General features: G+C 68.8%; 22 protein-coding genes. 13 read left to right on the forward strand and 9 right to left on the reverse strand.

The features are described 5' to 3' along the window. Positions 1 to 239 precede the first annotated feature (239 nt). Entirely contained in the window at positions 240 to 1,010 is a 771-nt protein-coding gene (locus tag AC3WLE_RS07970) for a ferredoxin--NADP reductase (protein WP_010814051.1), read from the forward strand. 108 nt (positions 1,011 to 1,118) lie between these two features. Here the strand turns inward: AC3WLE_RS07970 and fumC are convergent, their stop codons facing one another. Continuing rightward, positions 1,119 to 2,525 carry a class II fumarate hydratase gene (fumC, locus tag AC3WLE_RS07975; protein WP_492352698.1) on the reverse strand — a complete coding sequence of 469 codons (1,407 nt, stop codon included), beginning with the start codon at positions 2,523 to 2,525 and terminating at the stop codon, positions 1,119 to 1,121. 135 nt (positions 2,526 to 2,660) lie between these two features. Between fumC and AC3WLE_RS07980 the strand changes: the two genes are divergently transcribed. Next, positions 2,661 to 3,551, forward strand: a complete 891-nt coding sequence (locus tag AC3WLE_RS07980; protein ID WP_010814049.1) for a LysR family transcriptional regulator — start codon at positions 2,661 to 2,663, stop codon at positions 3,549 to 3,551. On the opposite strand, the gene AC3WLE_RS07985 is transcribed toward AC3WLE_RS07980, so the two are convergent. Further along, the gene (locus AC3WLE_RS07985) at positions 3,548 to 3,898 is read right to left on the reverse strand and encodes a four-helix bundle copper-binding protein (protein ID WP_010814048.1); all 351 of its coding nucleotides are present in this window, start codon (positions 3,896 to 3,898) and stop codon (positions 3,548 to 3,550) included. The genes AC3WLE_RS07980 and AC3WLE_RS07985 overlap by 4 nt on opposite strands. A gap of 322 nt (positions 3,899 to 4,220) precedes the next feature. Here AC3WLE_RS07985 and AC3WLE_RS07990 point away from each other — a divergent pair, with 322 nt between their 5' ends. After that, positions 4,221 to 4,595, forward strand: coding sequence for a hypothetical protein (locus tag AC3WLE_RS07990; RefSeq protein ID WP_010814047.1), 375 nt, complete (start codon positions 4,221 to 4,223; stop codon positions 4,593 to 4,595). An 18-nt stretch (positions 4,596 to 4,613) separates the two neighbouring features. Here AC3WLE_RS07990 and AC3WLE_RS07995 read toward each other — a convergent pair whose 3' ends face one another. Then, positions 4,614 to 6,605, reverse strand: a complete 1,992-nt coding sequence (locus AC3WLE_RS07995; protein ID WP_492357120.1) for a sensor domain-containing diguanylate cyclase — start codon at positions 6,603 to 6,605, stop codon at positions 4,614 to 4,616. Positions 6,606 to 6,834: 229 nt separating this feature from the next. Here AC3WLE_RS07995 and AC3WLE_RS08000 point away from each other — a divergent pair, with 229 nt between their 5' ends. From AC3WLE_RS08000 to AC3WLE_RS08015, 4 genes are all read left to right on the forward strand, one after another. Beyond that, positions 6,835 to 10,110: a bifunctional diguanylate cyclase/phosphodiesterase gene (locus tag AC3WLE_RS08000; protein ID WP_492357121.1), complete on the forward strand. Its 3,276-nt coding sequence runs from the start codon at positions 6,835 to 6,837 to the stop codon at positions 10,108 to 10,110. Between the two features lie 163 nt (positions 10,111 to 10,273). After that, positions 10,274 to 11,368 (forward strand): putative 2-aminoethylphosphonate ABC transporter ATP-binding protein, encoded by a 1,095-nt coding sequence (locus tag AC3WLE_RS08005; RefSeq protein ID WP_492319314.1) that lies wholly within the window; start codon positions 10,274 to 10,276, stop codon positions 11,366 to 11,368. Then, on the forward strand, positions 11,365 to 13,092 hold the full coding sequence (locus tag AC3WLE_RS08010) for a putative 2-aminoethylphosphonate ABC transporter permease subunit (protein ID WP_492319313.1): 1,728 nt from the start codon (positions 11,365 to 11,367) through the stop codon (positions 13,090 to 13,092). The genes AC3WLE_RS08005 and AC3WLE_RS08010 overlap by 4 nt, the downstream gene beginning before the upstream one ends. Before the next feature lie 62 nt (positions 13,093 to 13,154). Beyond that, entirely contained in the window at positions 13,155 to 14,183 is a 1,029-nt protein-coding gene (locus tag AC3WLE_RS08015; RefSeq protein WP_492319312.1) for a putative 2-aminoethylphosphonate ABC transporter substrate-binding protein, read from the forward strand. Between the two features lie 82 nt (positions 14,184 to 14,265). On the opposite strand, the gene AC3WLE_RS08020 is transcribed toward AC3WLE_RS08015, so the two are convergent. Then, positions 14,266 to 14,589 (reverse strand): PadR family transcriptional regulator, encoded by a 324-nt coding sequence (locus AC3WLE_RS08020; RefSeq protein ID WP_492319311.1) that lies wholly within the window; start codon positions 14,587 to 14,589, stop codon positions 14,266 to 14,268. A 516-nt stretch (positions 14,590 to 15,105) separates the two neighbouring features. On the opposite strand from AC3WLE_RS08020, the gene AC3WLE_RS08025 reads away from it, so the two are divergent. The 3 genes from AC3WLE_RS08025 (at position 15,106) to AC3WLE_RS08035 (ending at position 16,679) form a co-directional block, all read left to right on the forward strand. Then, the gene (locus AC3WLE_RS08025; RefSeq protein WP_492357122.1) at positions 15,106 to 16,035 is read left to right on the forward strand and encodes a DMT family transporter; all 930 of its coding nucleotides are present in this window, start codon (positions 15,106 to 15,108) and stop codon (positions 16,033 to 16,035) included. Between the two features lie 76 nt (positions 16,036 to 16,111). Continuing rightward, a complete protein-coding gene (locus AC3WLE_RS08030) occupies positions 16,112 to 16,366 on the forward strand; it encodes a type II toxin-antitoxin system RelE family toxin (RefSeq protein ID WP_492352702.1) in 255 nt (84 codons plus the stop codon). Continuing rightward, positions 16,350 to 16,679, forward strand: coding sequence for a helix-turn-helix domain-containing protein (locus AC3WLE_RS08035; protein WP_492319308.1), 330 nt, complete (start codon positions 16,350 to 16,352; stop codon positions 16,677 to 16,679). The genes AC3WLE_RS08030 and AC3WLE_RS08035 overlap by 17 nt, the downstream gene beginning before the upstream one ends. Positions 16,680 to 16,701: 22 nt before the next feature. Here AC3WLE_RS08035 and AC3WLE_RS08040 read toward each other — a convergent pair whose 3' ends face one another. Together AC3WLE_RS08040 and fur are read right to left on the reverse strand one after the other, a co-directional pair. Continuing rightward, positions 16,702 to 16,965: a hypothetical protein gene (locus AC3WLE_RS08040; RefSeq protein WP_010814037.1), complete on the reverse strand. Its 264-nt coding sequence runs from the start codon at positions 16,963 to 16,965 to the stop codon at positions 16,702 to 16,704. A 23-nt stretch (positions 16,966 to 16,988) separates the two neighbouring features. Further along, positions 16,989 to 17,477: a ferric iron uptake transcriptional regulator gene (gene fur / locus AC3WLE_RS08045; RefSeq protein ID WP_492319306.1), complete on the reverse strand. Its 489-nt coding sequence runs from the start codon at positions 17,475 to 17,477 to the stop codon at positions 16,989 to 16,991. Positions 17,478 to 18,154: 677 nt separating this feature from the next. On the opposite strand from fur, the gene AC3WLE_RS08050 reads away from it, so the two are divergent. The 3 genes from AC3WLE_RS08050 to AC3WLE_RS08060 are packed head-to-tail and all read left to right on the forward strand — an operon-like array spanning position 18,155 to position 20,444. After that, on the forward strand, positions 18,155 to 18,448 hold the full coding sequence (locus AC3WLE_RS08050; protein WP_492319305.1) for a DUF3649 domain-containing protein: 294 nt from the start codon (positions 18,155 to 18,157) through the stop codon (positions 18,446 to 18,448). Continuing rightward, positions 18,448 to 20,091 (forward strand): PepSY-associated TM helix domain-containing protein, encoded by a 1,644-nt coding sequence (locus AC3WLE_RS08055; RefSeq protein WP_492357123.1) that lies wholly within the window; start codon positions 18,448 to 18,450, stop codon positions 20,089 to 20,091. The genes AC3WLE_RS08050 and AC3WLE_RS08055 overlap by 1 nt, the downstream gene beginning before the upstream one ends. Next, on the forward strand, positions 20,088 to 20,444 hold the full coding sequence (locus AC3WLE_RS08060; protein ID WP_492352704.1) for a DUF3325 domain-containing protein: 357 nt from the start codon (positions 20,088 to 20,090) through the stop codon (positions 20,442 to 20,444). Before AC3WLE_RS08055 ends, AC3WLE_RS08060 begins: the two co-directional genes overlap by 4 nt. Positions 20,445 to 20,457: 13 nt before the next feature. Here AC3WLE_RS08060 and AC3WLE_RS08065 read toward each other — a convergent pair whose 3' ends face one another. The 3 genes from AC3WLE_RS08065 to AC3WLE_RS08075 form a co-directional block, all read right to left on the reverse strand. Continuing rightward, positions 20,458 to 20,883: a PRC-barrel domain-containing protein gene (locus AC3WLE_RS08065; RefSeq protein WP_492319302.1), complete on the reverse strand. Its 426-nt coding sequence runs from the start codon at positions 20,881 to 20,883 to the stop codon at positions 20,458 to 20,460. A gap of 199 nt (positions 20,884 to 21,082) precedes the next feature. Next, a complete protein-coding gene (locus AC3WLE_RS08070; protein ID WP_492357124.1) occupies positions 21,083 to 22,186 on the reverse strand; it encodes a porin in 1,104 nt (367 codons plus the stop codon). Between the two features lie 423 nt (positions 22,187 to 22,609). Beyond that, positions 22,610 to 23,527 (reverse strand): LysR substrate-binding domain-containing protein, encoded by a 918-nt coding sequence (locus tag AC3WLE_RS08075; protein ID WP_010814030.1) that lies wholly within the window; start codon positions 23,525 to 23,527, stop codon positions 22,610 to 22,612. Between the last annotated feature and the right edge of the window lie 127 nt (positions 23,528 to 23,654).

Genomic DNA, 23,654 nt, shown 5'->3' on the forward strand with positions numbered 1-23,654 from the left:
GAAGATGACCTCATGATGGATGTTGGCTGTCTTTGGATAAATGTGCGGAAATAAACTTTATTAGCTAAAATTTCTCAACAATATCTGGCGTGCCGCATGCGCCGCACCGCATTGCACATCCGGGAAATCCCGCGCTGGCGTTGCAGGCTCCGCCTGCGCCGCCCCCAAGCATGCGTTAAGATTCTTCCTTTCCAGCCGTCTTTGGCGCTGCATCCTGCCGCTGTATCCCGCGTTTCGCCATGAGCAACCTGAACCAGCAATCCATCCTCTCCGTCCATCACTGGACCGACACCCTTTTCAGCTTTACCTGCACGCGCGACCCTGGTTTTCGCTTTGAAAATGGCCAGTTCGCCATGGTCGGGCTGGAGGTGAACGGTCGCCCGCTGCTGCGCGCCTACAGCATTGCCAGCGCCAACTATGAGGAAACGCTGGAATTCTTCAGCATCAAGGTGCCCGACGGCCCGCTGACCTCGCGCCTGCAGCATCTGCGCGAGGGCGACCAGATCTTCGTCGGCAAGAAGCCGACCGGCACGCTGCTGGTGGACAACCTGCTGCCCGGCAAGACGCTGTGGCTGCTGGCCACCGGCACCGGCCTGGCGCCGTTCCTGTCGATCATCCGCGATCCGGAGGTCTATGAGCGCTACGACAAGGTCGTGCTGACCCACACCTGCCGCTTTGTCGAAGAACTGGCCTACCGCGAGCTGATCCAGGAACACCTGCCGCAGCACGAGCACCTGGGCGATCTGGTGCGCGAGAAGCTGGTGTACTTCCCGACCGTGACGCGCGAAGAGTTCGATAACCGCGGCCGCATCACCGACCTGATCGCCTCGGGCGAGCTGTTCGAGCGCCTGGGCGTGGAGCCGTTCTCGCTGGAGAACGACCGCATCATGCTGTGCGGCAGCCCTGACATGCTCAAGGACGTCCGCGCCATCCTGGAAGAGCGCGGCTTTGCCGAAGGCAATATGAGCCATCCTGGCCATTTCGTGCTGGAAAAGGCCTTCGTCGGCTAAGGCCGGCCTGCCCCGGCGCGGATCGGTTCCGTGCCGGGGCGCATCCCTGCTGTACCCCCCGCTGTACTCCCGCTATACCTCCCGCTATACCTCCCGCTATACCTCCCGCTATACCTCCCGCGTCATCCCCTTCAGGTCGATCCACTCGGCAAACTGCGCCTCGGTGACATGCCCGGACGCGATCGCCGCCTCGCGCAGCGACAGGTTGCGCTTGACCGCCAGCTTGGCGATCTCCGCGGCCTTGTCGTAGCCGATATGCGGGTTGAGCGCGGTCACCGGCATCAGCGAACGCTCCAGCAGTTCGGCGATGCGTTCGCGGTCGGCCTCGACGCCTTCGACCATATGCTCGGCAAAGCTCGACGCGGCGCCCGCCAGCAGGCTCACCGACTGCAGCAGGCTGTAGATGATCACCGGCTTGTAGGCGTTCAGCTCCAGCGTGCCCAGCCCGTTGGCCAGCGTCACCGTGGTGTGGTTGCCGATCACGCGGCAGCACACCATTGCCAGCGCCTCGGCCTGGGTCGGGTTGACCTTGCCCGGCATGATCGATGAGCCCGGCTCGTTGGCCGGCAGCACCAGCTCGGCAAAGCCGGCGCGTGGCCCTGAGCCCAGCAGCATGAAGTCGCGCGCGATCTTCAGGAACGACGAGGCCGTGGTGCTGAGCGCGCCGGACAGGTCGGCCAGCGCATCGTGCGAGGCCTGCAGCGCATAGCGGTTGGGCGCGGGCTCGAACGGCAGGCCGGTGTAGTCGGCCAGCGCGCGCGCGAAGGCCGCGGCGAAGCCGTGCGGGGCGTTCAGGCCGGTGCCCACCGCGGTGCCGCCCTGTGCCACCGGCATCGCGCGCAGCATGGCCTGCTGCAGGCGCGACTGCGCATCGGCCACCTGCGTCATGTAGCCCGAGAACTCCTGCCCCAGCGTCAGCGGCACCGCATCCTGCAGGTGGGTGCGGCCGACCTTGACGATATCGGCAAAGGCTTCCACCTTGCGCGCGAAGGTCTGCTGCAGCTGCTCCAGTGCCGGCAGCAGTTGCTGCTGGATCGCGCGCGTGGCGGCGATATGCATCGCGGTGGGGAAGCTGTCGTTGGAGGACTGGCTGGCGTTGACGTGGTCGTTGGGATGCACCGGCGTCTTGCTGCCGACCTTGCCGCCCAGCAATTGAATCGCGCGGTTCGCGATGACCTCGTTCAGGTTCATGTTGGTCTGCGTGCCGGACCCGGTCTGCCAGACCGACAGCGGGAACTCGTCGGGCCAGCGGCCTTCGATGACTTCGGTCGCGGCTTGTTCGATCGCGTGCGCCAGTTCGGGCTTGAGCACGCCAAGCTCAACATTGGCGCGCGCCGCGCACAGCTTCAGGACGGCAAAGGCCTCGATCAGCGCCGGCGGCATTTTCTCGTTGCCGATGCGGAAATTCTGGCGCGAGCGCTCGGTCTGCGCCCCCCACAGGTGATCGGCGGGCACGGGCACGTCGCCCAGGCTGTCTTTCTCGATGCGGGTGGCGGCGGTGGACGGGTCAGACATGGGCAGACTCCTATGCAAGGCAGCGGACGGTTGGACCGGGTGGCTTGGTGCAGTCCATTAGAATACCGCTTCACCGCGGCCGGCGCCCACGCGCCCGCCGCCCTTGCCTTGCCCTTAGCGACATCCCTCGGCCGCATGCTCATCGCCCAGCTCAAGTCCTTCTTCATGGTGGCCCGCATCGGCAGCGTCACGCAGGCCGCCAAGCGCCTGGGCCTGTCGCAGCCCACCATCACCGCGCAGATCCGTGCGCTGGAAGAAGCCTACGGGGTCGAGCTGTTCCACCGCGGCGGGCGCCGCCTGGCGCTGTCAGACGCGGGGCTGGCATTGCTGCCGCGCGTCGAGGCGCTGGTGCAGCAGGAAACCGAGATCGACTTCTTCCTGCGCCATTCGGGCGACCTGCGCACCGGCAGCCTGCGCGTGGGCGCGACCGCGCCCTACTATGTGCTGGAGCTGATCCGCGGCTTCAGCGAGCGCTTTCCCGCCATCGATGTCAGCGTGGTGACGGGCAATTCGCAGGAGGTGCTGGAAGCGCTGCAGGAATACCGCGTCGATATCGCCACCTCGTCGCAGCGGGTGGACGACGCGCGCCTGTCGCGCGTGCTGCTGGGCGTGGACCCGCTGATGCTGGTAGTGCACCGCACCCATGCGCTGGCCGGGCACACCGAAGTGGCCGTCAGTGCGCTGGCGGGTTGCCGCCTGCTGATGCGCGAGCTCGGGTCGACCACGCGCATCGCCACCGAAGACATGCTGGCGCAGGCGCGCGTGAGCCCCGCCGCGCAGATGGAGATCGGCAGCCGGGAGTCGATCCGCGAGGCCGTTATCCGCAATCTGGGCGTATCGGTGATCGCCCGGCACGAGGTGCCGAGCCATCCGGACCTGCGCGTGCTGGGCTTCACCGATGCCTCGCCCTGCCTGCACGAGTATCTCTACTGCCTGCGCGAGCGGCGCGGCGCCAGGCTGATCGATGCCTTCGTCGCGCTGGCCGAGCCGCCGCAGGGGCGGCAGGAATCGGGCGCGGACCGCTAAGCCGTCATCTTCAGGCACTGCTCCATGCAGGCTGCGCAGGCGCGGGCGCATTCCTGGCAGTGCTCGTTGTCATGGTGCTCGCATTCCTCCTTGCACCACTTGCAGACTTCGGCGCAGTCTTCGCACACCAGCGTCGCGAACTCGCTGTTGCGCAGCATGTAGGACGCGGCCAGCTGGGCGATGCCGGCGCAATCCATGTCCAGCGCGATGCAGCGCGCCATCTTGCGCACGTCCTGTTCTTCCAGGCAGGCCGCGGCGCACTTGAGTGCGGCAGCGGATGCGGCATTGCAGGCGGCAATGCAGTCGGCGTAGCGGGCGGCGTTTTCCTGCACGGTGGGTCGGATCATGGAACGTCCTCCTTCGGGGGTAGGTGGATGGGACCAGCATGCCCACGGTGCCGGAAGCGGCGCATCCGCACGTGCACGGGGCATCGTTATCCACAATAGCAGGCGCTGCCGGTTCCTGTCGGCCCGGTATTTGCTGCGCCCCGCTGGTTACAATGCCAACTGAGCGCAGCAGATCGGCGACGGCGCGCACGCAGCGCCGCCGTCACCTGCGACCATGGCCGGGCACCACCGGCCCGCATTGCGCATCTAACAGGCACGGTCCGGCCGCACTGGCGGGGCCGATGCAAACACACACCGGCAGCACGGGGAAGGAAGGCACATCATGGGCGAGGCAAAACGGCGGGGAACCCCCGAGGAGCGTGCGGCACAGGCACGCGCAAAGATCGAGGCCTTGCGCCCCGCCCAGCTGGTCTGCGGGCACTGCAAGACCGCGTTCGCGCAATTCGACGCGCTCGACGTGCCGGGCCTGCCCGGCATCGATGCCGTATTCGGCGGCGAATGCCCCGGCTGCGGCAACGACGTGGTGGTGTTCAAGGGCGCGCCCGATGCGGTGGCCCAGGCCATGATCGCGTGGGAGAAGATGCTGGGCGCCGATGCGCAGCTGGGCTACCAGTCCAGCGATGGCCGCCACGTGCCGTTCGAGCCCGAGGGGGCCGGCGGCGCGGCGTCGGACAAGCCCGGCGGCACCATCCACTGAGCCCCCGGCCGGGGCCGCCTACTGCGGGCTGAGCTCGCCCGCCAGTTCCGGCGGGCCGATCTCATAGCGCCCGCGGCCCGCGCCCTTGGCGCGGTATAGCAGCACGTCCGCCAGCCGCATCAGTTCGCGGTCCTGCGCCGGGCCGCCGTTGTAGAGCGCCACGCCGATGCTGACGTCCACGTCGGCGGATACGTCCTCGAAGTCGAAGGGCTCGTCCATCGCCTGCAGGATGGCCTGCGCCACGCGGCGTGCCGCGGCGGGCTGGGTCATGTCTTCGAGCACCACCGCGAACTCGTCGCCACCCAGCCTGGCGACGGTGTCGCGCTCGCGCACGCAGCGGCGCACGCGCTGGGCAAAGGTCTGCAGCAGCTGGTCGCCGGCGGCGTGGCCGTGGATATCGTTGACGGCCTTGAAGCGGTCCATGTCCAGGTACAGCAGGGCCATCAGCGTGCCATGCTCGCGGCTGCGCACCATCGCCGCGTGCAGCTGGCCCTCGAAGGCGCTGCGGTTCATCAGCTGCGTCAGGTGGTCGGTGCGCGACATGCGCGCCAGGCGTTGCGTCTCCAGCTTGCGCTGCGTGATGTCCTGCACGTGGATATGCACGCCCACCACCTCGCCGCCGTCGGCGCTCCATTCCGGGCGCAGGCTGCTCTCCATGCAGTGGTATTCGGGGTCGCTGTCTTCGGTTTCGAAGGTCACCGCAGTGCCCGCCAGCGCGCGCTGCATGAAGGGCTGCACGCGCGCGTAGCGGGCCTCGCCCAGGATTTCGCGCACGTGCCTGCCGCGCAGTTCCTCCGGCTTCAGGCCGAAGACACGTTCGTAGGCCTGGTTGTTGAACACATAACGCTCATCGGTGTCGATAAAAGCCAGCAGCGACGGCAGCGTGTCGGTCACCGCGCGCAGGCGCCGTTCGCTGCGGTCCAGCGCCTGGCGGCGCTCGCGCACGTCGCGCATCAGCTTGATGAAGGCGCGCGTCAGGTCGCCGATCTCGTCGCGCTGCTGCCGTGTCGGCAGCCGCTCGAACGCGGACAGGTCGTTGGCGCTGGCCTGCACCACCTTGTGCAGGCGCGCCAGCGGCGCCAGCTGGCGCCGCACCGCCAGCCAGATCAGCAGGGCCACCGCCGCCATGGCCACCCCGGCCATGCCCAGGAAGCGCTGCTGCATCTGGTGCAGCGGTGCGTAGGCCTCGCGCGCGGGCAGCAGCGCCACCAGTTCCCAGCCGGTGCTCGACATCAGGTAGCGCGCGATCACCGGCCGAGCCGGCGTGAGGAATTCCAGCGGCGCGGGGCTGTCATCCTCGCCGCAGGTATCGGCCACGGCCAGCGCCGGCTGGCGCGCCTGCGCGGGATCGGGATGGCGGATATAGACCGGCTTGGGGCCGGCCGATACCAGGCAGTAGTAGCCGGTGGTGCCAAGGCGGTTGTGCAGGATCTCGACCAGGAAGTTGGCGCTGGACAGGTCCAGCCAGCCGCCCACCAGGCCGACGAAGGTCCGGTTCGGCGTCAGCACCGGCACCGCCACCATCACCCCCATCTGGCCGTTGGTGCGCGAGCGGATGGGCGGCGACACCACGGGCGCGAGCGAGCGGGCGGCCTCGCGGAAATAGCTGCGGTCGCCAACCTCCGCCCCGCTGCCGCGGTTGCTGACGATGTTGCCCTGCATGTCGGCAACCAGCAGCGCGTTGAACGCGGCCGGCACCGGGATCGCTGCGGACAGCGCATCCAGCGCCCGCTCGCGCACCGCGGCGGCCTGCGCGCCGTGCGCCTGCGCCAGCAGGCCGCTGAGTTGCGCAGCCTGGTGCGACAGCAGCACGATGCGGTCGTTCATGGCGGTGTCGAGCTGGCTGGCGGTCAGCTTGACGACGGAGTCCTGCTGGACCTGCAGCGCATCGTGCAGGTCGCGGTGGGCATCGTACAGGGCGGTCAGTACGATGCCGGTGCCGAACACCGCGGCCAGCACGGTGGTGATGATCGCAATGCGCGCTTTCAGCGTGGGTGTGTAGACGGGCATGTAGGGCGCAGTTGGGGCGCCAGTGGCGCGGACTGTCGCGTACTTGTGGGGCATCTCCGGTGCAACCCTAACATACCCTGCCGTAGTGGGGCATGCGGTCTTTCCCCCGAACGGGTTCATCCCCGGCGGGGGTGTGCGGGCTGCCTGTGCCACGGTATAGTCCCCGGTTAATGCGAAGGCACGTCCACGCAGACGGCATGCCCCTGCTGCATGCCGGAACCGATCGACCATGAGACTGACTTCGCTTTCCCCTGCCCTGTTGTCATTGCTGGTCGCGGCCGGCGGCGCGCTGTTGACGGCAGGGGCATGGCTGCAGGCGGAGCGGCTCGAGCGCCGCGAGGCGCAGCAGCATTTCGACGCGCTGCTGGGACAGGCCGGCAGCGCGCTGCGCGAGCGCATGCTCGAGAACGAACGCCTGCTGCGCGGCGTGGCCGCCGTGCTGAGCGCCAACCCCGACACCTCGCGCACGCAGTGGCGCGACTATCTCTATACCGCCCAGCTCGACGACCTGCCCGCGGGCACCCAGTCAATCGGCTACGCGCCGCTCACGCCGTTGCAGCGCGTGCCGCGGCTGGTGCAGGCCGCCCGTGCCGACGGCCTCGCCGACTATGACATTCATCCCGGCGGCAAGCGCGACCTGTACGCACCGATCTTCTATATCGAACCGCTGGACGGGCGCAACACGCGCGCCGCCGGCTTTGACATGCTGTCCGAGCCGACGCGCCGGGCGACGCTGGAAGCCGCCCGCGACAGCGGCGAACCGCGGCTCACGCCCGGCCTGGCACTGGTCCGCGAAACCGAGGCGGCGCAGCGCCAGCACGGCGCGCTGGTATTCCTGCCGGTCTACGCCGGCGAGGCGCCGGTCAGTACGGTGGCGCAGCGGCGCCAGGCGGTGCTCGGCTATGTCTACGTGTCGCTGCGCCTGGGCGACCTGATGCGCGCAGTCGGCGCCCCGGCGGCGGCGGAACTGGAGCTGTCGCTGTATGAGGGCTCCCCGGCCGCTCCCGGGCCGATGCTGTCCGGCGGGCCGACCGAAGGCGAGCGCCGCGAGGACGGCAGTGCCGCGCTGCTGCAGGGCGAGCGCCAGCTCCAGTATGGCGGGGTCACCTGGACGCTGCGCGGCGCCACGCGCCCCGCCTTCGAAGCCGCGCATGGCCCACGGCAGGCGTACCTGGTGCTGGCCGCGGGCACGCTGGCCACGCTGCTGCTGGCGTGGCTCGCCCATGCACTGGCACGCCAGGGCCGCGCCGCGCGCCAGCGTGAAGCGCAGGCCGTCCATGCCTGGGAAGATGACAACGCCATGCTGCAGGCGTGCATGGCGCAGTCGAACGACGGCTTCCTGCTGGCCGATGCACAGGGCGTGGTGGTGCGAGCGAGCGAGCGGGCAGGGCAACTGTTCGGCGCCGATCCCGCGGCACTGGCCGGGCGCAGCCTGGACACCCTGGTTCCCGGCGCCACCGGCGTAGTCCCCAGCGGCGCTGCCGCAGGGGCCGAGGCCCACCGTGAACTGGCGGGCGTGCGCGCAGACGGCAGCCGCTTCGCGCTGCGCGCCAGCGCCGCGCGCCTGCCTGCGGCCAACGCCTGCACCGCGCACTGGCTGTGGGCGGTCACGGACCTGGAGCCGGAACGGCGCGCCCAGCAGTCTGCCGCGGTGCAGGCCGCACGCTATGCCGGGCTGCTCGACCATGCCGCCTTCTGCGTGATCACCTTCGATGAGGACGGGCTGATCACCGGCATCAACGCGGCTGGCCAGCGCATGCTCTGGTACAACGCCGCGGAACTGGTCGGCCGCATGCACATGACCGGCCTGCATGTTGCCGACGAACTGGCCGACCATGGCCGCGTGCTCAGCGGCGAGCTGGGCGAGCCGGTGCCGCCGGGACTGCCCGCCCTGGTGGCCAAGGCACGGCTTGGCCTGACCGACGAGCGCGAATGGACCTGGGTGCGCAAGGGCGGCTCGCGCATGCCGGTGCAACTGGCGGTGTTCGCCCTGCCGGCGCCCATCGAGGCTCCGGCCGCTGACGCTGCGCCAGCCGGGCCCGCCGATGGTGCCGATGGTGCCGATGGTGCCGATGGTGCCGATATGCCCCGCTCCGCGCCGTCGCCTGGCTACCAGGCCATCGGCTACGACCTGACCGAGCGCCGCCGCGTCGACGAATACATCCGCCACCTGGCGCTGCACGACCCGCTGACCGGCCTGCCCAACCGCGCCGAGCTGAGCGAGCGCGCGCAGGCGCTGCTGCTGCACGCGCGCACCCACGGCGAGCGCGTGGCCCTGCTGCTGCTCGACCTGGACCATTTCAAGCACATCAACGACTCGCTCGGCCACCCGGTCGGCGACGACGTGCTGCGCACCATGGCCGACCGCCTCAAGGGCGCGGTACGACAGGGCGACCTGGTGGCGCGCATGGGCGGCGATGAATTCGGCGTGGTGCTGGGCGGCCTGCGCCACGACAGCGAAGCCGAGCTGATTGCCGCCAAGATCCAGGCGCGCGTCAATGAAGAACTGCAGGCCGGCGGCCAGCGCCTGCGCGTGACGCCATCGATCGGCATGGCAATCTTTCCGGACGATGGCGATAGCCTGACCGAGCTGCTCAAGGCTGCCGATTCGGCTGTCTACGCGGCCAAGCACGACGGGCGCGCACAGTTGCGCCGCTTTGCCAGCGCCATGGCCGAGGCCTCGCTGGCGCGCTTCACCATCGAAGGGCTGCTGCGGCGCGCGCTCGCCGGCGATGAGTTCCGGCTGCGCTACCAGCCGATCGTCGATGCCGCGACCCTGGCTATAACCGGCGTCGAGGCGCTGATTACCTGGAACACCCCGGAACGCGGCGCCATGCAGCCGGCCGAGTTCATCCCCATCGCCGAGCAGAGCGGCCTGGTGGCGCCGCTGGGCGAATGGACCCTGGCCACCGCCTGCCGCGAAATCCAGGCCCTGCGCCAGGCGCTGGGCAGCGAGATCGAGGTCGCGGTCAATATCTCGCCACTGCAGCTGCGCCAGGCCAACTTCCCCGATACCGTGGCGCACTGCCTGCAGCAGGCCGGCCTGCCGCCGCAGGGACTGGTGATCGAGGTCACCGAAGGCATCCTGGTCGACGGCGGCGAGACCACCATCGAGACCTTCCGCCGGCTGCGCGAGCTGGGCGTGGGGCTGTCGATCGACGACTTCGGCACTGGCTACTCCGGGCTCAATTACCTGACCCGGCTGCCGATCAGCCGGCTCAAGATCGACAAGTCCTTTGTCGACGACGTGGCCACGCCCGGCCACGACCAGGCGGTGGCCGCGGCGATCATCGCGCTGGGCCACCAGCTGCACCTCAAGGTGATTGCCGAAGGGGTGGAGACGGCGGCGCAGTTCGAGTTCCTGCGGGCGCAGGGGTGCGACGGGCTGCAGGGGTTCCTGTTCAGCCAGGCGGTGCCGCACGAGGTGCTGCGGGAGATCCTGGAAAAGGGGATTCGCGTGCCGACCCCCACGTCTGCGGGCGCCACGGCGCTGCGCGAGTCCTGATCGTCCAGGGGCATCATTTATAACTTGCCGGCGTGCATGCGCCGCTGCCCCATCCCAAATCCCCCGATACCTCCATCGAAATACTTTGCCGATCTGCCACACGGCTGGCATCTGCGCTGCCTATGCTGGCGACCGATTCAACTGAGATTGCGGAGATTCGGTGATGCAGGCAGGCAAGTCCGGGGAGGGCCGGGCATTCCTGGCGGTGGAGCAGGTCAGCAAGCGCTTTGGCAGCTTCGTCGCGCTGGACGGCGTGTCGCTGTCGGTCGGGCAGGGGGAGCTGCTGTGCCTGCTGGGCCCGTCCGGGTGCGGCAAGACCACGCTGCTGCGCATCATCGCGGGACTTGAGCGCGAGGACGCAGGGCGCATCCATGCCGGCGCGCGTGAACTGACCGGCCTGCCGCCGCAGGCGCGCGACTACGGCATCCTGTTCCAGTCCTACGCGCTGTTTCCCAACCTGACCGTGGCGCAGAACGTGGCCTATGGCCTGCATGGGCGCGGCATGGGACGCACGCACCGCGACGCGCGCGTGGCCGAGATGCTCGACCTGGTCGGCCTGGCCGGCAGCGAGCGCAAGTTCCCGGGCCAGCTCTCCGGCGGTCAGCAGCAGCGCGTGGCGATGGCCCGTGCGCTGGCGCCGGCGCCTTCGCTGCTGCTGCTGGATGAGCCGATGTCGGCACTCGACGCGCGCGTGCGCGAACACCTGCGGCTGGAGCTGCGCCAGCTGCAGCGCAGGCTGAATATCACCACCGTGATGGTCACCCACGACCAGGAAGAGGCCATGACCATGGCCGACCGCATTGCCGTGATGGACGGCGGGCGCATCGTGCAGGCCGGCACTCCCGCCGAAATCTATGAGCAGCCGGCGTCGGCCTTTGTCGCCGGTTTTGTCGGGCAGGCCAACTGGCTGCCGGGGCGCAGCGCGCAGGCCGGGCGCTTCACCGTTGGCGAGGGCAGCCAGGCCGTCGAATTCCTGGTCGACACGCCGCAGCCGGCGGCATCCGCCGGCCGGCTGTGCTGCCGCCCGGAAGCGGTGCGGCTGGACCCGGATCCCGCCGAGCCCAACCGGCTGCTGGCGCGCGTGGTCGACCAGACCTACCTCGGCAACCGCTACCGGCTGGCGCTGGAAGCGGACCGCCTGCCGGGGCTGGCCCTGTTTGCCGACGTGGCGCGCGAAGCTCGGCACCGGCTGCCCGACGCGGGCGGCCACAAGTTCTGGATTGCGCTGCCCGCGCGGGCGTTGCGGGTGTTTGCATGATGCGCGCGGTCACTGTCGTCCTGCCCGCGGCTACCCAGGCAGTATCGCCGCGCGGCACCGGCCTGGCCTCCCGGCTGGCGCACGGTGCCCCCGCCGCGATGAAGTGGCTCTGGCTGGCCGGGCTGGCCGTCGGCCTGCTGCTGCCGTTGCTGGCGCTGTTCCGCCAGGCGTGGTTCGATGCGGCGGGGCAATGGGCGCTGGGCGCGCGCATGGCGGCGCTTGTGACCAGCCCCAACTTCCTGCCGATGCTCGGCCGCAGCGTGGCGGTGTCGCTGGCGGTGGTGGCGCTGGTGGTGCCGCTGGCATTTGGCTTTGCCTATGCGCTGCAGCGTTCCTGCATCGCACTGCGGCCGCTGTGGCGCGGCATTGCGCTGTTGCCGCTGTTTGCGCCGTCGCTGCTGCCGGCGATCGCGCTGGTCTACCTGTTCGGCAACCAGGGCATCTTTCGCGGCGCCTTCGGGCCGGGCGGCATCTATGGCTTCTGGGGCATCGTGCTGGGCGAGGCCTTCTACACCTTCCCGCATGCGCTGATGGTGCTGGTGGCGACATTGTCGCTGGCCGATGCGCGCCTCTATGAGGCGGCGCGCGCGATGGGCGCCAGCCCGTGGCGCACCTTCTGCACGGTCACGCTGCCGGGCGCGCGCCAGGGCCTGTTCGCCGCCGCCTGCCTGGTGCTGACGCTGGTGATCACGGACTTTGGCGTACCCAAGGTGGTGGGCGGCGGTTATCCGGTGCTGGCGCTGGAAGCGTACAAGGCCGTGGTCGGGCAGCAGCAGTTCGACCGCGGCGCGCTGATTGGCATGCTGCTGCTGGCGCCCGCGCTGCTGACCTTTGCCGTGGACATGGCAATGCAGCAGCGCCAGCGCACGCAGATGGGCAGCCGCGCGCAGGTGTATGTGCCGGCGCCCGCGCGCGGCCGCGACAGCGCGTGCCTGCTGCTGGTGGCGCTGGTCAGTGCCGCGCTGCTGGCAGTGATCGCCACTGCGGTGGGCGCGTCGCTGGTCAAGCTGTGGCCATACAACCTGGGCCTGACGCTGGCGCATTACGACTTCGACAACATGGACGGCGGCGGCTGGCTGGCCTACCGCAACAGCCTGAAGCTGTCGGCGCTGACCGCGCTGGCGGGCACGGCGGCGATCTTCCTGGGCGCCTGGCTGACGCTGCGCACGCGCGGCCCGGCCTGGCTGCACGGCGTGCTGCGCGCGGGCTTCCTGTTGCCGATGGCGGTGCCGGGGCTGGTGCTGGGCCTGGGCTATGTGTTCTTCTTCAACGCGCCCGGCAATCCGCTGCACGCGCTGTACGGCACCATGGCGCTGCTGGTGCTGTGCAACGTGGCGCACTGCTACACCACCGGCCACCTGACCGCGGCCGCGGCGCTGCGCCAGCTCGACAACGAGTTCGAGGCCGCGGCGCTGTCGCTCGGGGTGGCGCCGCTGGTGACGTGCTGGCGCGTGACGGTGCCGGTGTGCCTGCCGGCACTGCTCGATATCTTCCGCTACCTCTTCGTGTCGTCGATGACCACGGTCTCGGCGGTGATCTTCCTGTACAGCCCCGACACCGTGCTGGCGGCGATCTCGGTGCTGAACATGGACGATGCCGGCGACACCGCGCCCGCTGCCGCGATGTCGACGCTGATCCTGCTGACCTCGGTGCTGGCGGCCTTGCTGCTGCACGCGGTCTCGGCCGGCTGGCTGCGCCGCGCGCAACGCTGGCGCGCCGGCTGACCCTTGCCCGCTTCGCCGTACCCCTGCATTCCGGAACACTGACCGAACCCAAAGGAGAAACCATGTCCCGCATCACCAACCTTGTCGCGGCGCTTGCCGCCGCGGCCGCCCTGCCGATGCTGGCCGGCAATGCCAGCGCCGCCACCGTGCTGACGGTCTATACCGCGCTCGAAGCCGACCAGATCGCCGCCTACAAGACCGCGTTCGAGAAGGTGCATCCCGATATCGAAATCAAATGGGTGCGCGACTCCACCGGCATCGTCACCGCCAAGCTGCTGGCGGAAAAGGCCGCGCCGCGCGCCGATGCGGTGTGGGGCCTGGCCGGCTCCAGCCTGGCGATCCTGGACAAGGAAGGCATGCTCGACCCGTATGCGCCGAAGAACCTGGCCGCGATCGATGCCAAGTACCGCAGCCCGGCCAACCCGCCGGCATGGGTCGGCATGGACGTGTGGGGCGCGGCGATCTGCTTCAACACCGTGGAGGCGCAGAAGCAGGGCCTGCCCAAGCCGACCTCGTGGGCCGACCTGACCAAGCCGATCTACGCGGGCAAGGTGGTGATGCCGCACCCGGCCTCGTCGGGCACGGGCTTCCTCGATGTCAGCGCCTGGCTGCAGATGATGGGCGAGCAGAAGGGCTGGCAGTACATGGATGCCCTGCACAAGAACATCGGCCTGTACACGCACTCGGGCTCCAAGCCGTGCAAGATGGCCGCGCAGGGCGAGTTCCCGATCGGCATTGCGTTCGAGTACCGTGCCATGAAGTCGAAGAAGGAAGGCGCGCCGATCGATATCGTGCTGCCTGGCGAAGGCCTGGGCTGGGACATCGAGGCCACCGCCATCGTCAAGGGCACCAGGAACCTGGACGCCGCGCGCAAGCTGGCTGACTTCTCGGCCTCGCGCGAAGCGATGGCGCTGTATGAGAAGAACTTTGCCGTGCTGGCCGTGCCCGGCATTGCCAAGCCCGATGCGCTGCTGCCCGCCGACTACGAAAAGCGCCTGATCAAGAACGACTTCCGCTGGGCGAGCGACAACCGCGACCGCATCCTGGCTGAATGGAGCAAGCGCTACGAAGGGAAGGCGGAGAAGAAGTAAGGCACAAGGCGCGCCTCGCGGCGAGGAGATGGCCCGCAGAAACGGGTACGCTCCCCGCGCCGCGGCAGCCGCGCTGGCCGGATCAGGCCTGGCGCGGCACTTCGTCGGTGGCCGGCTGGCCGGCGTGCAGGCGGCGGTAGAGATCGTCGATGCGCTGGCGGCTGGCCTGCAGTTCTTCTCGACCGCGCTCGGTCAGCAGGTAGACCCGGCCGATGCCGTCGCGCAGCACGCTTTCCAGATAGCCTTCCATTTGCAGGGCGCGCAGCAACGGGCGCACTGAACCGATATCGACCTGGAAGCCGTATTCCAGCAACATGTCGGCAAGCATGGCCACTGTAGCCGGGACTTCGAGCGCAAATTGCAGGACGTAGACGCGGGCCAGCAGGCCCAGGAACTGTCGTTTCATGTGGACTGGCAACGCGGCAGGCGCCGCGCCGGTTGACGCAGGCGGCGTCCGGAGCTCGGTGTTTGCAGGCGTTGTGATGCCGGCGGCGCGGCAGCCTGTCATCCTGTTGGACTGGTGCGCATGCGCCTGATAAGGCGCATTTTACCCTTTGGACAAAAAAGAAGCCGCCAGGAGCCCTGGCGGCTTGTCGGGAATGCGTCGGAGGGGTCAATTAACTCTGGCGCAGACCAGAGTTTAATTTAATCGAAGGCGGCTTGTCACGCCTCGGTAACAGCGCCCCCTCCAGCGTGGGGTGATGATGAAAGGCTCTGTAAGAAAAGTGACGAGTTTGCGCGACATTGTGCGGAGAACGGCGCTCAAAAATGTTGTAAATCAGTCAACACCACTTGGATTCCTGCCGGAAAGCGGGTCGCCATCGTGGCGACGGCGGGGCACAGGTCCGAATCCGGCTTGCGGTATGCGCCGCACAGGCGTCAAATCGCGGCAACCTTCAACCCGCGCCTCCCGGTTCCCCTGATGAAACCCGCCGATCTCGCCCGCTTGCTTGCCCTGGCCGCCATCTGGGGGGCCAGTTTCCTGTTTATCCGCATCGGCGTGCCAGTGCTGGGACCGATGCCGACCGCCTTCGCCCGGGTGCTGATCGGGGCGCTCACGCTGGCGGCATGCCTGCCGCTGCTGAAGCTGCGCTGGGATTTGCAGGGCAAATGGCCGGCGGTGCTGGCGCTTGGTGTGGTCAATTCCGGTATCCCGTTTGTCATGTACGCCATCGCCGCGCTGTGGCTGCCGGCCGGTTATTCGGCCGTGTTCAATGCCATGACCCCGCTGATGGGCGTGCTGATCGGCGCGCTGGCGTTTTCCGAACGGCTCACGCGCGCCAAGGCCGCGGGCGTGCTGCTGGGCGTGGCGGGCGTCGCGGTGCTGACCCGCACCGGACCGGTGGCGTTCTCGGCGGACGTGCTGCTGGGCGCGCTGGCCTGCCTGCTGGCCACCGCCTGCTACGGGCTGTCCGGCTTTCTCGCGCGGCGCTGGATCACGCAGCGCGGCGGCCTCGACAGCCGGCTGGTTGCCGCCGGCAGCATGGTCGGCGCCACCGTGTTCCTGCTGCCCTTCTGCCTCGCCGCGCTGTGGCGCCACAACACGCTGCCCGCTGCCGGCGCCGGCGTGTGGGCGGCCATGCTGGGGCTGGGCGTGCTGTGCACGGCGCTGGCCTACATCCTGTATTACCGACTGATTGCCGACCTGGGCCCGGTGCGCTCGCTGAGCGTCACCTTCCTGATCCCGCCGTTCGGCATCGTCTGGGGCGCGCTGTTCCTGGGCGAGGCACTGTCGTGGGCGCACGCGGCGGGTGGCGCGCTGATCGGGGTGGCGGTGTGGCTGGTGTTGCGGCCGGTGGCGGGGGTGGAGCAGGGCGTCAGTCCGGCAGCTGGTGTAGCGGTCAAACGTTGAGCTCCTCCGGGTAAGAATAAACTTATATTCATTGCCATAGTGTCTTTGTTGCCTATAATTTTCTTATATTCGAGTGATGAACTCGATATATTGGGCAACGAAGGCCACGAGGCAAGTCCGAAAGCTCGACAAGCCAATGCGCGTCACGATCCTTGATGCGATTGAGGGATTGGGGCATATGCCGAACTGCCAATATGTCAAAGCGCTAGCCAACCATGCCTATGGCTATCGGCTCAGAGTCGGCAACTACCGGGTGCTGTTCGACTGGGACGGAGCGATACGAATCGTGGAAATACAGGAAGTGAGAAAGCGGGATGAACGCACCTACTAACATCCAGACGATCATCGGGCCGGATGGCAAGCCGGCGTTTGTCGTGATTCCCTATGGGGACTACGTCTCGCAATATGCGCGCGCCAGTGATCTGGTTCCGCATGCGGTCGTGCGTCGCGTGCTAGCCGATGACGTGCCGCCTCTGCGCGCCTGGCGCGAGCATCTTGGCCTGACCCAGGCAGACGTCGCAGTGCGCCTCGGCATTTCACAGCCAGCCTATGCGCAGCAGGAGAACAGCACCCGCCTGCGCAAGACCTCGCGTGAGCGCATTGCCGCCGCACTCGGCATCACTGCAGCGCAGCTCGATATCTGAGCCAGGACGCCAGGCCACTGACTCAGGCCTGTGCCGCCGTGCCCGCCGCCACGTTGTACTGCTCGCGCACCATCATCACCACGCGGCGCGCCTGGCGCAGGTGACGCACTGCGTCGGCTTCGCTGCGTTCGGGGAAGTCGACTTCGGCGCTCCAGTTGCAGCCGGTGTGGTCGGGCCGGTGCACGCAGACCGCGCGCAGCTGGCAGTCGTGGCAGCCGGGCTCCTGCCGCAGGCACAGGTTGATCAGGCGTTTCAGTTCGGACAGGGGCTTGTTCAGGCGCTCCATGGATGGCTCCGTCAGGTGCGCGCTTACGCCCGGGCGGGCAGCTCCGGCGTGGGCTCGGCCTCGGTGGCGCCGGCCCGGCATTGCGGGCAGACGCCATACAGCACCAGCATGTGCTCGCGCAAGACAAAGGCGTTGTCGGCGGCTACCTGGCGCTGGCGCTGCTCGATGCTTTCATCGCGGAATTCCTCCACGCGGCCGCAGGCGACGCAGATCAGGTGGTCATGGTGGCCGCCTTCGTTGAGTTCGAACACGGCGTGGTCGGACTCGAAGCTGTGCCGCAGCAGGATGTCGGCCTGCACCAGCTGGTTGAGCACGCGATACACCGTGGACAGTCCCGCATCCTCGTCCTGGGTCAGCAGGATGCGGTAGACGTCTTCGGCGCTCAGGTGGCGCTGGGCGCTGGTGCGGAACACTTCAAGGATCCGCATGCGCGGCGACGTGGCCTTCAGGCCGGCGCGCTTGAGATGGATCGGGTTTGTGCTCTCGAATGACATGGCGGAAGGCATTGGCATGCGGCTGGCGCCCCGCGCGCAGGGCGGCGCCCGGCCTGGCGCCGCGCACTGGCGGCGTCGATGGCTTGGCGGGATTTCAGGCTGAAGCGCCAGGGCCGGACCAGCGCTGGCGCTCCCGTCCCTGGCGGCGCGCCGTGCCTGCACGACGCGCGGAATAAAAAGGTGGCCTGGCTTGTCACCGGAAGACGCGATCGGGAAAGCGGGGTCTGGTTGCTTTCCCGATCTTCCGAAGACTGGCTACTGCCAAACGCTCCGCGTGACGGAGCGGTCCCCACAAAAGTCGGTGTCGAATGCCGCAGCGGCGGCATCCGGAAAATCCTGTCGTTCCTGCCAGCTTCGGTTGCTGCCGCGTGCCGCGGCGCGCCGGAGCTGGCCGGTCTGCCTGTCGGCTGGTGCATCGTGCGTCAGGCAGTGATCGCATAGTAAATGGGAATCGATCTCATTACAAGGAAAATTTTACGGGTGGCCTCGTTTTTTGAGGGTGACCCGGTGGCGCAATGTACGACCTTGAGGCCAGTAATGAGAATTGTTATCATTCTTAACGATTTCTTGCCCCGGTCCTGCGCCATGTATCGACTTTCCTCCCGCCATCGACGCCCCGTCTCTGGCATGCCGCTGCAGTCGGCCCCAGCCATGACGGCCGGCCTGGCCTGCGGCGCAGTACTGCGCGTGCCGGCATGAGCCAGGCCCACGCGTCCGGCTGGCGCTATCGCGCCGGGGTAGCCTCGCGCGCGGTCGCGGCCATTGCTGGCGGCTACGCGCTGGCGGCGTTGGCCACCGCGGCCCTGTCCGTGTGGCTGCCGATGGCGCGGCCCGATGCCGTGACCACGGCCACGCTGCTGTCCTTTGCGATCTATGCCGCGGCGGTGGTCTGGGTCTTCGCGGTGCGCAGCGCGTGGCGAGCCTGGGCCGGGCTGGCGCTGCCGGCAGCGCTGCTGTTGGCGCTGCTGGCCGTGGGACGGGGCGGCTGATGCGCGCGGGTTTCAGGCAGTCGATGGCATGGCTCCATACCTGGAGTGGCCTGCTGGTGTGCTGGGTGTTGCTGCTGATGTTCTGCGGCGGCACCGCCAGCTATTTCAAGGAAGAGATCTCGCTGTGGATGCGGCCCGAGCTGCATCGCACCGCGCCCGCCGCCGAGGTGCCGGCCGCGCAGGTGGCGCAGAACGCGGTGCGCTACCTCAGCCGGCAGGCACCGGATGCCGCGCGCTGGTTCATCACGCTGCCCGACGATCGGCGCCAGGCCGCCACCGTGCGGTGGGTCTACAAGCCGGGCCAGGCGCCGCGCGACGCCGACGGCAAGCCGCGCCGGTTCGACAGCCGCTTGCTCGACCCGGCCACCGGCGCGCCGCTGCAGGCCGCGCGCGAGACCCGCGGCGGCGAGTTCCTGTACCGGCTGCATTTCGACCTGCACTACATGCCGGCCAAGTGGGCGCGCTGGATCGCCGGCTTCTGCGCCATGTTCATGCTGGTGGCCATCGTCAGCGGCGTCATCACGCACCGGCGCATCTTTGCCGACTTCTTCACGTTCCGGCGCGGCAAGGGCCAGCGATCCTGGCTCGATGCGCACAATGCGCTGGCGGTGCTGGCGCTGCCGTTCCACCTGATGATCACCTACACCGGGCTGGTCACGCTGCTGTTCATGTATATGCCCTGGGGGATCGAGGCCGCCTACCGCGGCGGCGAGCGCGCTTTCCAGGCCGAGGCGATGCTACGTCCGCGGCCAGCCAGCGCAGCGGGCACGCCCGCCGCGCTGGCAAGCATGGCAGACATGGTGGCGCAGGCGGAGCGACGCTGGCAGGGGGCCGCGCCGGGGCGCATCACCGTGAACCTGCCGGGCGATGCCAATGCCACCGTGGCGCTGACCCGTGCCGAGCCGACTACGCTGGCACACGATGCGTCCACGCTTGAATTCTCCGGCACCAGCGGCGCCATGCTGCGCGCGTACGCAGAAGACAAGTCAGCGGCAGAGCTGACGCGCAGCGTCATGACCGGCCTGCACATCGCCGGCTTTGCTTCACCAGGCCTGCGCGCGCTGTTCTTCCTGTGCGGTCTTGCCGGCACCGCCATGGTGGCCACCGGGGCGATCCTGTGGGCGGTACGCACGCGCCAGCAGCAGGCCAAGGCGCTGGCTGCAGGGGCACGCCCCAGCGCTGGCCTGCGCCTGGTCGAGGCGCTGAACATCGGCGCCATCGCCGGCCTGCCGATTGCCTTTGCCAGCTACTTCTGGGCCAACCGCCTGTTGCCGGTGGAACTGGCGCAGCGGCCCGAGGCGGAGATTCGCTGGTTCTTCATCGCCTGGGCCGCCAGCGCGCTGCTGGCGCTGCTGCGCCCCGCGCGCGGCATGTGGCGCGCGCAGTTGTGGGTGGGGGCGGCGCTGTTCGGGGGCGTCCCGGTGCTCAATGCCCTGACCACCGGATCGCACCTGGGCGTGAGCTTGCTGCAGGGACGCGGGCCGGCGGCGGTGGCTGGCTTCGACCTGGTGACGCTGGCGCTCGGCATCGCGCTGGCAGCCGCGGCCTGGATGGCCGGACGCAGGCAGCCGGCACCGCGGCGCACGTTGCGCCAGCCGCAGAAGGTGGCCGAAGTGGCTGCCGTCACGCAGGAGCCCGCATGAATATGCTGGCTGCCTTCGCACTGTCGCTGTCAGGATTCGCCGCACTGGCGCTGTCGCTCGACCGCCACCATGCCGATATCCATGGCCGCGGCAGCATGCCGTCGCGGCGCGCCGTGGCCGGGCTGCGCGCGGCGGGTGCCGGCGCGCTCGCGCTGGCCTGGTCGCTCCATGTTGCTGCCGACGGCGGGCCGCTGGGAACGGTGTCGTGGCTTGGCACGCTGACCGCCAGCGCGCTTGCCGTGGCGCTGGGCCTGTCCTATGCGCCACGCGCGGTGCAGCGCCTGCTGCCGGGCGTGGCGGGTATCGGCCTGGCCGCGCCGGCCGCGCGCTGGCTGCTTGCCACCTGGGCGTAGCCCCTGCGCAGGCCTACAGCGGCGGGGACACCCAGTACGGGTCGCGGCCGTAGTACTCGTGCAGCGACTTGCCCCACTGGGGATCGGCCATGCTCGGCCAACTGTCCTTGTTGAAGCCCGGTGCGGATTTGAGCCGGTCTGCCGTCACCGCAATCCGGAAGCATTTCTCGTCGGTGTCCATGACCAGTGCATTCCATGGGATGGCGTGCAGCGTGTCGCCGATGCCGAGGAAGCCGCCGGTGGTCAGCACCGCGTAGGCGATGCGGCCGTGCGGCACGTCCAGCATGATTTCGGAAATCTTGCCGACGTGTTCGCCATCGGATGAATAGGCCTTGGTGCCGTCAAGGCTCGATGCCGCCATCACTTCAGGGCCCGGGCCTTCGCCCACGCCTGAACCGATGATGGCCGCGCCTGCACTGGTGGGAGGTTGGTTCGGCATGCTGTGCTCCTTGTCGCAAGAGTTGGAATGCATGGCATGCGCAATGACCATGCCTGCGCCGTTTGTGGCGCAGTACGCATGGGGCTGAAGTTGCCGGCTGCCGCCGTGGTAATTCTTTCGTGCGGCATGGAAAAAAAGGCGCGTCAGCATGGCGCTGCGCGCCTTCCTGCAGCGGCACCCGGTGGAGCCGCCGCGATCCTCAGAAGTGATGCCGCATGCCAAGCATGACGCCCACGCGCGTGGTGCTGTCCACGCCCGCGGCGGGCGCGCCGGCCCAGTATTCGGTCTCGCGTCCGACCGCGCCGCCGCGCGCGTGCACGGCATCGGCTTCCAGGTACAGGCTGGTGCGCTTGGACAACGCATAGTCGGCCACCACGGCGATGCTGTCAGCGTTGCCGCTGCCCAGCAGCGCCGGCACGTCCTGGAACTGCGTAGTCACGTTGCCACCCTGCCAGTAGCGGTAGTAGGCGCCCGAGACGTGCAGCGCCGGCGTGAGCTGGTAACCGAGGCCGGCAAAGGCAATATTGAAGCGAGCGTCGCCCGCCGATTCGCGCCGGCCCATATGTCCGAGGTAGGCCGTGGCCTTGCCGAAAGCGTAGGAGCCGCCCACCGAGTAGTTGCGCACGGTGTTGCCGCCGTCGGCGCTCTTGCGCTGGTCATAGGCCGTGCCCAGCGCCAGCGCGCCCTGCTGGAACATCAGCCCGCCCCCCAGCGTGGTGCCGCGCGCCAGGCTGCCGGGCTGCTCGCCGGCGCCGTAGTCCAGCTGCAGCGTGAGCGGGCCTGCGGTCTTCTTGTAGACCACGCTGTTGTTGATGCGGTAGTCCTGGAAGAAGATGTCGCCGCCGATATACAGCGGGTCGGACCAGAAATTGCCCCAGCCCTGGTCCAGCGGATTGAAGGCCCAGCCAATATTGTTCAGCGCGTTGTACTGGCGCCCGAAGGTCAGGCTGCCCCAGTCGCCGGAAAGTCCCGCATAGGCCTGGCGCCCGAACAGCGCGTTGTAGCTGGAGCGGCCGTCGTCACTGCCGATGCCGGCCTCGAGCTGGAAGATGGCGTGGTTGCCGCCGCCCAGGTCTTCATCGCCCTTCAGGCCGAAGCGGCTGCCGACCATGCCGCCGGAGACCAGTGCGGCCTGGCCGTTGTGGTGGCCATCCAGGTTGGAGGTGTAGCGCACGGCGGAGCTGGCGATGCCGTACAGGGTCACGCCTGGCTCGGCGTGGGCGTTGGTGCCGGTGAGGGCGGCAAGGGCGACGAAAGGCAAAAGCCCGGCCGCCAGCAGCCAGTGGCTGGCTGTCTGGTTCATGGATTTCCTCCGGAAGTCCGAGCCGCCCCGGTGCTTGCAGCGCGCCGGCGCGGTTCCGTCAGGCCGATGGCCTGCGGGTTCCAGTCCCGCGCGGGGGCGCGCGGGTCGTCATCGGGCGCAGCGCAACGGATGCGCAGGGCCCGGGCGAAGGTCGAAGTGGGCGGCGATGCCTGGTTGGCGGCGAATGCCGGCAGTGTTGCCGGGCAAGCCTTGGGCAGCGCCGGTTGCCGGCGCCACGGGAGCGGCCCGAAGGCCATTGAGCGGGTTCGCCGGCGCCCGCTTCGGCAGTCATGGCGGCCAGGGCCGATATGACCGGGGAGGCATGTTCCGGGTCGTCCCGGGTGCGGCGCACAGGCGCTAGTTTACCTGCATTGCGCAAACGCCCCCGGAAAGTGCGTCATGGGGCGCAGCGAGGCGGCGCGATCAGTTGCCGGCAGCGGTGGCCGGCGCATCGCGCGACAGGCCCAGGATCCAGTTGCGGAAGGCCGCCAGCGCTTCGGATTCGGGCCGGCCCTCCGGATAAGCAAAGTAGTAGCCCTGCTGTTCGTCCAGCATGCCCGCCAGCGGGATCACCAGCTGGCCGGTCTGCAGCTCGCGCTCGATCAGCAGGCGCGGCGCCAGGCCGATGCCAAGCCCGGCCGTAGCGGCGGCCGTCATCATCGTGAACAGTTCGTAGCGCGGCCCGCGCGAGGCGGCCAGGTCATAGGCCCAGCCCTGTGCCGCGTACCAGTCGCGCCAGGCGTTGGCGCGCGTGCTCAGGTGCAGGTGGCGGCAGCGCGCCAGGCTGGCGGCGTCGGTCACGGGATGCCCGGCCAGGAAGGCGGGACTGCACACCGGCACCATGCCGCCTTCGCGGAAGATCACGCCGCCGCGCGTGCCGGGCCAGAACTGGTCGCCGAAATAAATCGCCGCGTCATAGGCGCATTCCTGGAACGAGAACGGCTGCGAGCGCGCCGCCAGGTTGACCGTCACATTGGGATGGCGCCGCGCAAAGTCCGGCAGGCGCGGGATCAGCCATTGGGTGGCAAAGGTGGGCACCACCGCCAGCTCCAGCGTGTAGCCCATGGCCCGGCCGGTGGTGATTTCCAGCGTGTCGCGCTGCAGGTGGTCCAGGTGCCGGCGAATGCGCGCGGCGTATTCGCGCCCGGTATCGGTCAGCTCCAGGCGCCGGCGCACGCGCGTGAACAGCGCCACGCCCAGGCGCTGCTCCAGCTGCGCCACCTGCCGCCCCACCGCGCTGTGCGTCAGCGCCAGCTCTGCCGCGGCGCGGGTAAAGCTGCCCAGCCGCGCCGAGGCCTCGAAGGCCTGCAGCGCGCCCAGGTTGGGGATGTCGTTTCTCATGGGACTGCGAGGGAAGGAAGGCTGACAGTATAAACAGCGGCGCCAGGCCGCACCGCTACCGCGGTCGTGCGCCGCACGCACAACGTTGTGCGCAATGCGCGCTTGTGCGCGCCATGGGGGTGCCCCT

The sequence above is a fragment of the Cupriavidus sp. FW306-1B-F12B genome, assembly GCF_058781795.1.

Excerpts from the sequence above, each read along its gene's own strand:
- AC3WLE_RS08015 (WP_492319312.1), top strand. The coding sequence starts at position 13,155 with ATGTCCCGCATCACCAACCTTGTCGCGGCGCTTGCCGCCGCGGCCGCC.
- AC3WLE_RS08005 (WP_492319314.1), top strand. The coding sequence starts at position 10,274 with ATGCAGGCAGGCAAGTCCGGGGAGGGCCGGGCATTCCTGGCGGTGGAG.
- AC3WLE_RS08055 (WP_492357123.1), top strand. The coding sequence starts at position 18,448 with ATGCGCGCGGGTTTCAGGCAGTCGATGGCATGGCTCCATACCTGGAGT.
- AC3WLE_RS08020 (WP_492319311.1), bottom strand. The coding sequence starts at position 14,589 with ATGAAACGACAGTTCCTGGGCCTGCTGGCCCGCGTCTACGTCCTGCAA.
- AC3WLE_RS08075 (WP_010814030.1), bottom strand. The coding sequence starts at position 23,527 with ATGAGAAACGACATCCCCAACCTGGGCGCGCTGCAGGCCTTCGAGGCC.
- AC3WLE_RS07980 (WP_010814049.1), top strand. The coding sequence starts at position 2,661 with ATGCTCATCGCCCAGCTCAAGTCCTTCTTCATGGTGGCCCGCATCGGC.
- AC3WLE_RS07985 (WP_010814048.1), bottom strand. The coding sequence starts at position 3,898 with ATGATCCGACCCACCGTGCAGGAAAACGCCGCCCGCTACGCCGACTGC.
- AC3WLE_RS08050 (WP_492319305.1), top strand. The coding sequence starts at position 18,155 with ATGAGCCAGGCCCACGCGTCCGGCTGGCGCTATCGCGCCGGGGTAGCC.
- fur (WP_492319306.1), bottom strand. The coding sequence starts at position 17,477 with ATGCCAATGCCTTCCGCCATGTCATTCGAGAGCACAAACCCGATCCAT.
- fumC (WP_492352698.1), bottom strand. The coding sequence starts at position 2,525 with ATGTCTGACCCGTCCACCGCCGCCACCCGCATCGAGAAAGACAGCCTG.
- AC3WLE_RS08000 (WP_492357121.1), top strand. The coding sequence starts at position 6,835 with ATGAGACTGACTTCGCTTTCCCCTGCCCTGTTGTCATTGCTGGTCGCG.
- AC3WLE_RS08030 (WP_492352702.1), top strand. The coding sequence starts at position 16,112 with ATGAACTCGATATATTGGGCAACGAAGGCCACGAGGCAAGTCCGAAAG.
- AC3WLE_RS08010 (WP_492319313.1), top strand. The coding sequence starts at position 11,365 with ATGATGCGCGCGGTCACTGTCGTCCTGCCCGCGGCTACCCAGGCAGTA.
- AC3WLE_RS08060 (WP_492352704.1), top strand. The coding sequence starts at position 20,088 with ATGAATATGCTGGCTGCCTTCGCACTGTCGCTGTCAGGATTCGCCGCA.
- AC3WLE_RS08035 (WP_492319308.1), top strand. The coding sequence starts at position 16,350 with ATGAACGCACCTACTAACATCCAGACGATCATCGGGCCGGATGGCAAG.
- AC3WLE_RS07970 (WP_010814051.1), top strand. The coding sequence starts at position 240 with ATGAGCAACCTGAACCAGCAATCCATCCTCTCCGTCCATCACTGGACC.
- AC3WLE_RS07995 (WP_492357120.1), bottom strand. The coding sequence starts at position 6,605 with ATGCCCGTCTACACACCCACGCTGAAAGCGCGCATTGCGATCATCACC.
- AC3WLE_RS08040 (WP_010814037.1), bottom strand. The coding sequence starts at position 16,965 with ATGGAGCGCCTGAACAAGCCCCTGTCCGAACTGAAACGCCTGATCAAC.
- AC3WLE_RS07990 (WP_010814047.1), top strand. The coding sequence starts at position 4,221 with ATGGGCGAGGCAAAACGGCGGGGAACCCCCGAGGAGCGTGCGGCACAG.
- AC3WLE_RS08070 (WP_492357124.1), bottom strand. The coding sequence starts at position 22,186 with ATGAACCAGACAGCCAGCCACTGGCTGCTGGCGGCCGGGCTTTTGCCT.
- AC3WLE_RS08065 (WP_492319302.1), bottom strand. The coding sequence starts at position 20,883 with ATGCCGAACCAACCTCCCACCAGTGCAGGCGCGGCCATCATCGGTTCA.
- AC3WLE_RS08025 (WP_492357122.1), top strand. The coding sequence starts at position 15,106 with ATGAAACCCGCCGATCTCGCCCGCTTGCTTGCCCTGGCCGCCATCTGG.